Genomic DNA, 10,426 nt, shown 5'->3' on the forward strand with positions numbered 1-10,426 from the left:
TTTTAAAAATTTATAGTATGAAAATAGATTGTAAATAATAATTTTTTTGAAAATTAATTTTTTAAATTTTTATTGTTATGTATATTATTCTTTTTTTTTTTTTAAAGACTTTAGTTATTTTGCATCTATTTCTTAAGATGCATTTATGATTTTTTGACACATGCATTTATAATAAAAATAAAGCATTATAACTTTAAAAATTTTTTTAATAAATGTACTAATTAAAAATAAAAGTATGCGTATAAAATTTAAAAAATTTTTTGTAAAAATTTTTTAAATTATTTTTTTATTAAAAAAATATTTTTTAATAATCAATTATTTGTTTTATTTAATTAGTTTTTTTAAAAGGAGTATCTGCGTCTGGATAGGGGGTTATAGCTAATTTACGTAAATAATAATATTCTATATTAACTTGCTTTTTTAAGCCTTGGGGTCCCATTGTAGTTAATTCTACTAAAGAATATCTTTTTACTAAAACTCTAAGTATTTTTTGTTTTGCTTCAGTTTCTTCTAGTCTACAAATTTTTTGAGCTTTTATTTTTTGTTTATAAAAAGAATGTTTAGATTTTCTATATTTAAAAATATTACATATTTGATTATCTTTAATTCTTCTGCATGCTTCTACTAATGTAATACATTCTAACCCACGATCTATTAAACCTTTATTAATCCATCCTAAACGTTGCAATTGAGCATTGTGTAATCTTTTTACTGAAATGCCAAATAAATTAAAAAATAAAGGAGTTAACCGAATAATTTTAGGTAAATAAGTACCAACAATTTTATCCCAAATTTTTTTACAGGTAACAAATCCCATAGGTTCCATAAAATCTGTTATTAATCTTGAAGCTCTAGTAATTGATTTATTGCCAGCTTTAGAAATAGTAGATAATCCACATTCATCAGATAATTGTTCTACAGTAGCTTGTACTAGCTCAGACACAATATTAAAATGATATAACATAGCAGAAACCATAGCCCTCATAGCACAAGCACGATGTTCATTTAATCGACGTTTACGTAAAATTTTTTTGCCTGTTGTAGAACTCTTAGGTTGAAGAGTATAATTTAATTCAGAACGTGCTACGTCCACCATTGATGCTCTAGACATAGCGTACTTAATAAACGCCGGTCGAGGTTTTTGTTCTTTAGGTGGCGTAAATATTGGAAACATATTATATACATATTTTTTTTTATATAACATAATATATTATATACTTATAATTTATATTGGGATAATTTTAAATAATGTTTTACATATATAGATTATATCTAATCTATATTATTTGTATTAAGTACTATTTATGCATAAATAGTACAAGTAAATACTCTATTTTAATTATTTAATATTTTAAATATTTCAATTGTATAATATTTTTTTAAAAAATTATGCAATTATTTTATTTATATTTTTTAACATTTTTAAATAAATTAAATCAATTCAAATAATTTTTTATTCAGTTAAATAAAAACTTAATATAACTAATCAAAAAAATCAATATTTTAAAATGATATATATTAAATTTTTTTACTATTTAAAACAAATATATTTTTTACAAAACGTTATTTTTAAAATTAAGTTAATAACATCTTAATTAATTATTATTATTTTATAAAATTATATATTTAATATACTGATATTATTTTTAAATTAATTTTAATAATTATAATTATATTTTTGATATATAAAAAATTTTTTAAATTAATTTATAATTAATAATTTAATATAACGTAATTATAAAAAAATATTTTTAAATTTCAAGTATTTTAAAACGTTTATTTTTTATATGATTAAATTACCCATATTTTTAATATGTTTTTAATTTTATAAAATTTAATAATATTTTAATAACATTATTAAAACATTTTTAAATAAATCAAGGATAAATGGAAAATGAAAAAAATGATAGCAAGAATTATTTATGCTTCTCGTTGGCTCATGTTTCCTGTTTATGTTGGATTATCATGTAGTTTTATTTTACTTACTTTAAAATTTTTTCAACAAGTAATTTCTGTTATTCCAGATATTTTAACTTTATCTGAATCAGGACTTATTCTAATTGTTTTATCATTAATTGATATAGCTTTGGTAGGTGGCTTATTAGTAATGGTTATGTTTTCTGGATATGAAAATTTTATAGTAAAAATGGATATGATAGAAAACCAACAAAGATTAAGTTGGATGGGAACTATGGACGTAAATTCAATAAAAAATAAGGTAGCTTCATCGATAGTAGCCATATCTTCTGTACACTTATTACGTATTTTTATGAATGCTGAAAAAATTTTAAATGACAAAATTATGTGGTGTGTGATCGTACATTTAACTTTTGTTATATCTGCTTTTGGTATGGCTGTTATTGATAAAATGAATAAAAAAAAGTATATTTAATTATTTTTTAAAAAAATATTTAATATTCTTTATTAAAAAAATATTTTATATATAAATTAAAAAATAATATTTTTTTGCATTTTATTAGTATTAAAATATTTATTAAAAAATAATGATATATTTAAATAATGTTTCTTCCACAAATAACACATTCATACTCATATAAACATATAAAATTTAGTTAATTTTAAATAATTAAATTAACTAAATTTTATTTTTTATTAATGAATTTAAAATTTTATAAATTAAATTTATACTGGTGTATTTAAATATTAATTAATAATTATTATTTCATATGTACTAAAATGTTTTAAATTAATTTAAAAAATATAAAACATTATTATTATTATTTTTAAATGGTGTTTTTATATGTAAGATATCATAAATATATTTTATTATATTACTTACTGTTTTGTAAGCTACTTTTTCATATGTAATATATTAATTTATAACTATCTACTATATTACTTTAGGAAAAAAATAAGATATTTTTTTTTCATAAAATTTTATTTTAGTTTTATATTGTAAAGTATGATCAATACTATCTAGTCCATTTAACATACAATGTTTGTAAAATGAATTAATATTAAAAAAAATTTTTTGTTCTAATATCTTAATATAATTTTTTAATAAATTAACTGTCATTTTAATACCAGGATTTTGTGCTACAATATTAAATACCAAATTAATATTTTTTTCATCTAAATTAATTAATAATAATTGATTATTAAAACTATTATTATAAAAAATGTCAGCAAAACTTGATGCAATAATAACTTTAAAACCATAATTTTTCAATGCCCATACAGCATGTTCTCTAGAAGAGCCGCATCCAAAATTTTTTCCAGTTAATAAAATACTGCTATTTTGATAAATAGTTTTATTTAAAGAAAAATTTTTGTTTAATTTTAAATTATTAGTTGAAAGATATTTCCAATTATAAAATAGTTGTTCACCAAATCCATTTTTTGTTACTTTTTTTAAAAATTGTTTAGGAATAATTGCATCTGTATCTATATTAGACCTATTTATAGGAACTACTTTACCTATGTGTTTAATAAATTTTTTCATATAATTATTTTCCCTAATTAATGTTTCTAACATCTACAAAACGTCCAAATATAGCAGCTGCAGCTGCTGTTGCAGGGCTTACTAAATGAGTTAAACCACCTCTACCTTGCCTATTTTCAAAATTTCTATTACTTGTAGATGCACATCGTTCTCCACGATTTAATTTATCATTATTCATACCTAAACACATTGAGCATCCTGGTAACCTCCATTCAAAACCAGACTTAATAAAAATTAAATCTAATCCTTCTATTTCAGCTTGTTTTTTTACTAATTTTGATCCAGGTACAACAATAGCTTGAATATTTGAAGAGACTTTTTTACTATTAACAATAGTTGCTGCTAATCTTAAATCTTCTATTCTAGAATTAGTACAAGAACCTATAAATACTTTATCAATTGTAAGATCAGTTAAATACGTACCAGCAGTTAATTTCATATAAGATAATGATTTTTCAGCATTTTTTTGTTCATATCTTTTTTTAAATGATTCAGGAAAAGGTATTTTATCAGTTACATTTACTACTTGACTAGGATTAGTACCCCAAGAAATTTGAGGAGAAAGAGAGGAAACATTAAACGTAAAAGTTTTATCAAAATAAGCGTTGTTATCGGATTTTAAAGATTTCCAATATTTTTTTGCTAATTTCCAATCATTTTTTTTAGGTGAAAAATGACGATTTTTTAAATAATCAAAAGTTATATTATCTGGTGCTATAATTCCTGATTTTGCTCCCATTTCAATAGCCATATTACATATAGTCATTCTTCCTTCCATACTTAAATTAATAATAGTACTTCCGCAAAATTCTATAACATATCCAGTACCAGCTGAAGTACCAATTTTTTTTATAATTGATAAAATAACATCTTTAGCTGTAACGTATTTAGGAATATATCCATTAATTTCTATTTTCATAGTTTTAAAACGATTTTGTTTTAAAGTTTGAGTCGCTAAAACATGTTCTACTTCAGAAGTACCAATTCCGAAAGCTAATGCTCCAAAAGCACCGTGAGTCGAAGTATGAGAGTCACCACACACTATTATTGTTCCTGGTAATGTTAACCCTTGTTCAGGACTAATAACATGCACTATACCTTGATTTGGATGTTTTAAATCGTAAAGTTGAATATTGAATTCTTGACAATTTTTAACAAGCTCTTGCATTTGTATTTGAGCTTCTATTCCAGAAGCTTCGATACTATTATTTTGAGTTGAGACATTATGGTCCATTGTTGCAATAGTTTTATCAGGACGTCGTACACATCTTTTATAAGTTCTTAGAGAATTAAAAGCTTGTGGAGATGTTACTTCGTGTAATAAATGTAAATCAACATATATAATTGGAATTTGACTTTTATCATTGGAAACAATATGTGCGTCATAAATTTTATTATACAAATTTTTTGCCATTATTTATGCCTTATATTTTAATATTTGTGCAATAAAATCGCCCATTTGACTTGTAGAAATATAATCTTTTTTATTATCTAAATTTAAGATATCTAATGTTCTATATCCTAACTTTAAGGCTTCATGTACAGCATATTCTATAGCATTTGATATTTCTAAAGATTTTAAAGTGTATTCTGCTAGCATAGCTATTGATAAAATTTGAGCAATTGGGTTTGCAATATTCTTACCTTGAATATCTGGAGCAGATCCCCCTGCTGGTTCATATAAAGCGAAACCATTTTCATTTAAACTAGCTGAAGGTAACATACCAATTGAACCAGTAATAGCAGCACATTCATCTGAGATGATATCTCCAAATAGATTAGAAGATAATAGGATATCGAACTGACTAGGACATTTAACAATCTGCATTACTGCGTTATCTACATATAAATGAGATAATTGAACATTGGGAAATTCTTTTGATATCTTAGTAACTGTGTTTCTCCATAATAAAGAAGATTTTAGTACGTTAGATTTATCAATTGAAGTTATTTTATAATTATTTTTTTGAGCGATTTTAAACGCAAACTTCGCTATTTTTTCGATTGTAGATTGATAATATAATTCTGTATCAAAAGCTCTTTTTTCTAAATTATTGATAATTTCAATTCCACTAGGACCAAAATAAATACCTTCAATTAGTTCTCTAATGCAAAGGATATTTATACCTTTTTCTATAATATTACGTTTTAAAGGAGATGCGTTTATTAAACATGGATATAATTTAGATGGTCGAATATTAGCAAATAAATTAAATTTTTTTCTTAATTTCAGTAAAGCTGCTTTTTCCGGTCTTTGATTCTCTGGTAATTTATTCCATTTTTCTCCTCCAACAGAACCAAATAAAATAGCATCTGATTGTTTACATCCTAATAAAGTTTTTTTAGTAAGGGCTAAACCATATTTATCTATAGAGGCACCTCCAATAATATATTCTTGAGTATTAATATTACTATGAAATTTTTCATTTAATATTTTTATTATTTTATAACCTTCTCGAATAATTTCAGGACCTATGCCATCTCCTGGTAATATTGCAATATTGTATTTTTTTTTCATATATAAAAATAGTTTCCTTTATTTTTTATTTTTTATTCAAATAATATTTAATAAAAAATTTTTTATTGCAAAAATAATAATTAATATTCATTTAACAATATATTTTGAAAAAATATTTAATTAAATGAACAAAATTTACATAAAAATTTCAAATAGATATTTTTTTTAATATTTTATTTATTAGATGATGATATGAAATACTACTGTTTACTTGAAATATAAATTTTTTAGTTACTAATTTATATTAATATGGAAGATTACTATTTAATTACATTAATAGCATATAAATTCTAAAAAATATTTTTTTATAAAATAATTATTAAAAATTACTTTATTTAATAATATTTTATATAACAATTATTATTGAATATATATATATTTATTATTTATAAAAATATAATTATCTAGTTTTTTTAGTAAATATTACTTATTGTATTAAAAATATTTAGTTAATTAAAATAAATCAACAACAATAATTTAACTAAAAATACATTTATTTAGCATTAAAATAATTGAAAATATTATTTTTATACTTGTTAATTTAATCATTCTATCTAAAGTTTATTTAAATAACATTTTTTTAAATATTATTTAATAAATATATTAATAATTAAAGGAATAAAAATGTTATTTAGTATCAAATAATATTAATAATTTTTATAACTAAAATAAAGAATTTATTATGTATATAATAAAATGTTTTTTGTATATTCTAGTTATTTCTTATAAAAATAATTTGTTAACACTATTATATTATAAAGATTATTTATTTATTATAAAATAATACACTAATAATTTTTTGTTGTAAATTTATATATTTATTTAAATAAGTACTTTAATATACAAAATATTATTTTATAATTTTAAATATAAATGAGTACATAATATACAATATTAATTCCATGAAAATATTTTATTCGTATATTCATATATGTATAATATACATTAATTTATTTATAAAGTTAAAGTTTTTGATAAATTTAATTAATAAAAACATTTATTAAAATTGAAATCAATTTATTCTATGATACATCTTAGAATAAGTTATAAAATTTGTGAAATATTTTTTTATTTAATTGTTTGTTTTTTTATAAAACAGTTTTTATATAAAAAAGTAAATTTTACGTTAAAAAGTTAACATTTTTTATATTTAATTTATTATTTAATATCAAATTAATTGTTAAATATATAACAATCTATTTTTTATATATTTTTTTATTTTTATTAACTTGACGATACTGAAATATACTATTAAGTATTTTTGTTATTGCTAATATATACGATTTAACAAAATTAGTTGACGCACTTGTACCGTAAAATAATTTATCTAAATATTTTATTGTCAAATATGTTTGATTTAAGATTTTTGTTTTTTGTTGATTAGTAACAATTTTTACTTTTTTTAAAAAAATAGGATAATTAGTAATTTTCATACATGCTTTGTTTATAGCATAAAAAAGTCCTTTAGTAGTAGAAATAGTTTGACTACAAGTTTTTTCTCCACAATTCATTTTAATTGTAATTATAATTGATTCGTCAAATTTTAATTGAGCATTAAAAAATATTAACTTATAAAATTTTAATAACTTATTGTAATCTTTAACAAAAGCAAGTATTTCTAAATCGTAATCGAATAATTGCCCTTTTTGATCAGCTAGTTTTAAAAAATTAATGTACAATAAATTTAAATCATAATCTTTATTTGAGTATCCCATTTTTCCCATATAATGTTTAACAACTGCTCTGCCCGAACGAGAAGTTAAATTTAATTTAACTGTTTTTAGTCCTATTAAATCAGGTGTAAATATTTCATAGTTTTCTCTATTTTTTAAAACACCATCTTGATGTATACCTGAAGAATGAGCAAAAGCATTTTTCCCAACAATTGCTTTATTAAATGGAATAGGTACATTACAGATTTGGCTAACAATTCGACTAGTATTATAAATCTCTTTATAATTAATATTATTTTTTACATTTAAAAGTTTTGATTTAATTTTCATAATCATAGCAAGTTCTTCTAAAGCAGCGTTACCTGCCCTTTCTCCAATACCATTAATAGTTCCTTCTACTTGTCGAGCACCTGATTGTATTGCAGCAATAGAATTTGCAACAGCCATACCTAAATCATTATGACAATGAACTGAAATAATTGCCTGATGAATGTTAGTAACATTTTCATATAGGTTCTGTATAATTTTTGAAAATTGATTTGGAATAGTGAAACCTACAGTGTCTGGAATATTAATAGTTGAAGCACCAGCTTGAATAGTTTTTGAAACAATTTGGTATAAATTACTCATCGAAGTACGACCTGCATCTTCGCAGGAAAATTCAATGTCATCTGTAAAATTTCGAGCATATTTTACAAAGTAAACAGCCATTTCTAAAATGTCTTTAAAATTTTTTTTTAATTTTGATGTAACATGAAGATTAGAGGTTCCTAAAAATATATGAATTCTAAAATTTTTTGCTAATTGCATTGCTTGTACTGCAATATCAATATCTTTTTGAACACATCGAGCTAAACTACATATTCGAGCATGTTTAATATTATTAGATATAGTTTGTACTGATTTAAAATCTTCAGGAGAAGAAATAGGAAATCCTGCTTCAATAATATCAATTCCCATTTTTTCCAAAGCCAAAGCAATTTTTAATTTTTCTGATGTATTAAGACTAGATTGCAAAGATTGCTCTCCATCTCTTAATGTAGTATCAAAAATTATAACTTGCTGATTCATTATTTTCCTTATTTAAATTAAATTAATACTACAATAAGTAATTATTAAAAAATTATTTTAACATTATATCTTTTAAAATTTTTTAATAAAAATTAATATTTTGCAAAAAATAGCAGATAAAAAATTACTAATAAATATCAGTTATTACTATATATTTTTGTGTTTAATTTTAATAAATACATGTTATTTTTACAAATAAAAATTTTATTTTTTATAAATATGAATAATTTTCTTTAATTTATTTAATTTTACTGTGAGAAACTATTTTTATTGAAGTTGACCACACATAAAAAATGATGTGATTTATATTTAGAATTCTATCATGAATTAACTAATGATTAGTTAACTTATAAATATTTTTTATTTAAATAAGTACGTAATATAATTACGTAGATAGTGTTATTATAACTTTTTATTTTTTTTTAGCAACTAGTTATTGTCAAATGAATATTTAAAAAAAATTAACTAAATTTTTTATAAATAATTAGATATGTAAAATAAATGTACAAAAATTATAAATAAAATTACAATGAAATATATATCCTAATTGTTTATTAAAAAATAAAATATTCTATGTAAAAGAATAATATACATAACAATAAAAATTTAAAAAATTAATTTTCAAAAAAATTATTATTTACAATCTATTTTCATACTATAAATTTTTAAAAAAATAATTTTCTTTAAGAAAAATAAATATACACATATTTTTTATTTAAAAAAAAACACCCACCGTTTTTTGTAATTTATCTTATTTACTTAACATTACATATACGATAGGTGTGTTAAAAACAATTGATATATTAATTCTTAAAAACTTCTATTTATTTAGCAATTGTTGACTTATTTTTTTGCAACGTATTAATAAAAATCTTTTCTGTTTTATCTGTCTCTGGGGACTGCTGTTCAAAATCTATTTTTAACAATCCTGTAACTAAACAAGCATTTTTAACTTTAATATGACGACTTAAATTAAAATTTAAAGAAAAATTTCTACAACGAATACCTTGATGAATAAATTTGTTATTTTTTAATATTTGAGGATTAGAAAATTTTTTCCCATTTATTTTTAGTTGGTTATTTTGTACTAGAATTTCTAATTCATTTTCATCAAATCCAGGTACACTTACTACTAGTTGGTGATGAGTGTTAGTTAGTTGAACTATGTCATAAGGAGGAACATCAGATAAAGGTTTAGAACCTGTTAAAGTACTAAATACTTTATCAATTTGATTAAAGCGATTAGCAAATATGTCATCAGTAAAACTTGGTAAAAGAGTAAAAGATTCAATAGACATTTATTTAAGAACCTCCATAAATGATAAAAAATTGTTTTTTTATTGACAAAAAACAGAAATCATTTTTTGTTATACAGGTTAATTTTACAATCACTCCTCTTATTTAGAAGATAGAGTCTATTACAAGTGTTTTCAACTGTAGATACAAATAATATTTATATTACAAAAAAAATAAATTAAGTATTTTTTTAAAAAAATGTTCTTTTTTATTAATACGTTGCAAAAAAATAAGTCAACAATTGCTAAATAAATAGAAGTTTTTAAGAATTAATATATCAATTGTTTTTAACACACCTATCGTATATGTAATGTTAAGTAAATAAGATAAATTACAAAAAACGGTGGGTGTTTTTTTTTAAATAAAAAATATGTGTATATTTATTTTTCTTAAAGAAAATTATTT

The 10,426-nt window shown here is 20.9% G+C and carries 7 protein-coding genes; 1 reads left to right on the plus strand and 6 read right to left on the minus strand.

Annotated elements, in window-relative coordinates; translation table 11 throughout:
* Positions 1–328 precede the first annotated feature (328 nt).
* Positions 329–1,204 carry a plasmid replication initiator RepA gene (gene repA / locus BUCNMO_RS02410; protein WP_158345293.1) on the minus strand — a complete coding sequence of 292 codons (876 nt, stop codon included), beginning with the start codon at positions 1,202–1,204 and terminating at the stop codon, positions 329–331.
* Between the two features lie 690 nt (positions 1,205–1,894).
* Here repA and BUCNMO_RS02415 point away from each other — a divergent pair.
* The gene (locus BUCNMO_RS02415; RefSeq protein ID WP_158345294.1) at positions 1,895–2,392 is read left to right on the plus strand and encodes a TIGR00645 family protein; all 498 of its coding nucleotides are present in this window, start codon (positions 1,895–1,897) and stop codon (positions 2,390–2,392) included.
* Between the two features lie 459 nt (positions 2,393–2,851).
* On the opposite strand, the gene leuD is transcribed toward BUCNMO_RS02415, so the two are convergent.
* The 5 genes from leuD to BUCNMO_RS02440 all read right to left on the minus strand — a co-directional run bounded on the left by leuD (position 2,852) and on the right by BUCNMO_RS02440 (position 10,023).
* The gene (gene leuD, locus BUCNMO_RS02420) at positions 2,852–3,463 is read right to left on the minus strand and encodes a 3-isopropylmalate dehydratase small subunit (RefSeq protein WP_158345296.1); all 612 of its coding nucleotides are present in this window, start codon (positions 3,461–3,463) and stop codon (positions 2,852–2,854) included.
* A 13-nt stretch (positions 3,464–3,476) separates the two neighbouring features.
* Positions 3,477–4,877, minus strand: coding sequence for a 3-isopropylmalate dehydratase large subunit (gene leuC / locus BUCNMO_RS02425; RefSeq protein ID WP_158345298.1), 1,401 nt, complete (start codon positions 4,875–4,877; stop codon positions 3,477–3,479).
* Between the two features lie 3 nt (positions 4,878–4,880).
* Positions 4,881–5,981: a 3-isopropylmalate dehydrogenase gene (leuB, locus tag BUCNMO_RS02430; protein ID WP_158345300.1), complete on the minus strand. Its 1,101-nt coding sequence runs from the start codon at positions 5,979–5,981 to the stop codon at positions 4,881–4,883.
* 1,196 nt (positions 5,982–7,177) lie between these two features.
* Positions 7,178–8,725 carry a 2-isopropylmalate synthase gene (gene leuA, locus BUCNMO_RS02435; protein ID WP_158345302.1) on the minus strand — a complete coding sequence of 516 codons (1,548 nt, stop codon included), beginning with the start codon at positions 8,723–8,725 and terminating at the stop codon, positions 7,178–7,180.
* An 824-nt stretch (positions 8,726–9,549) separates the two neighbouring features.
* On the minus strand, positions 9,550–10,023 hold the full coding sequence (locus BUCNMO_RS02440; protein ID WP_158345303.1) for an Hsp20 family protein: 474 nt from the start codon (positions 10,021–10,023) through the stop codon (positions 9,550–9,552).
* Positions 10,024–10,426 lie beyond the last annotated feature (403 nt).

This window comes from Buchnera aphidicola (Nipponaphis monzeni) (assembly GCF_006741185.1).
Lineage (GTDB): Bacteria > Pseudomonadota > Gammaproteobacteria > Enterobacterales > Enterobacteriaceae > Buchnera_H > Buchnera_H aphidicola_T.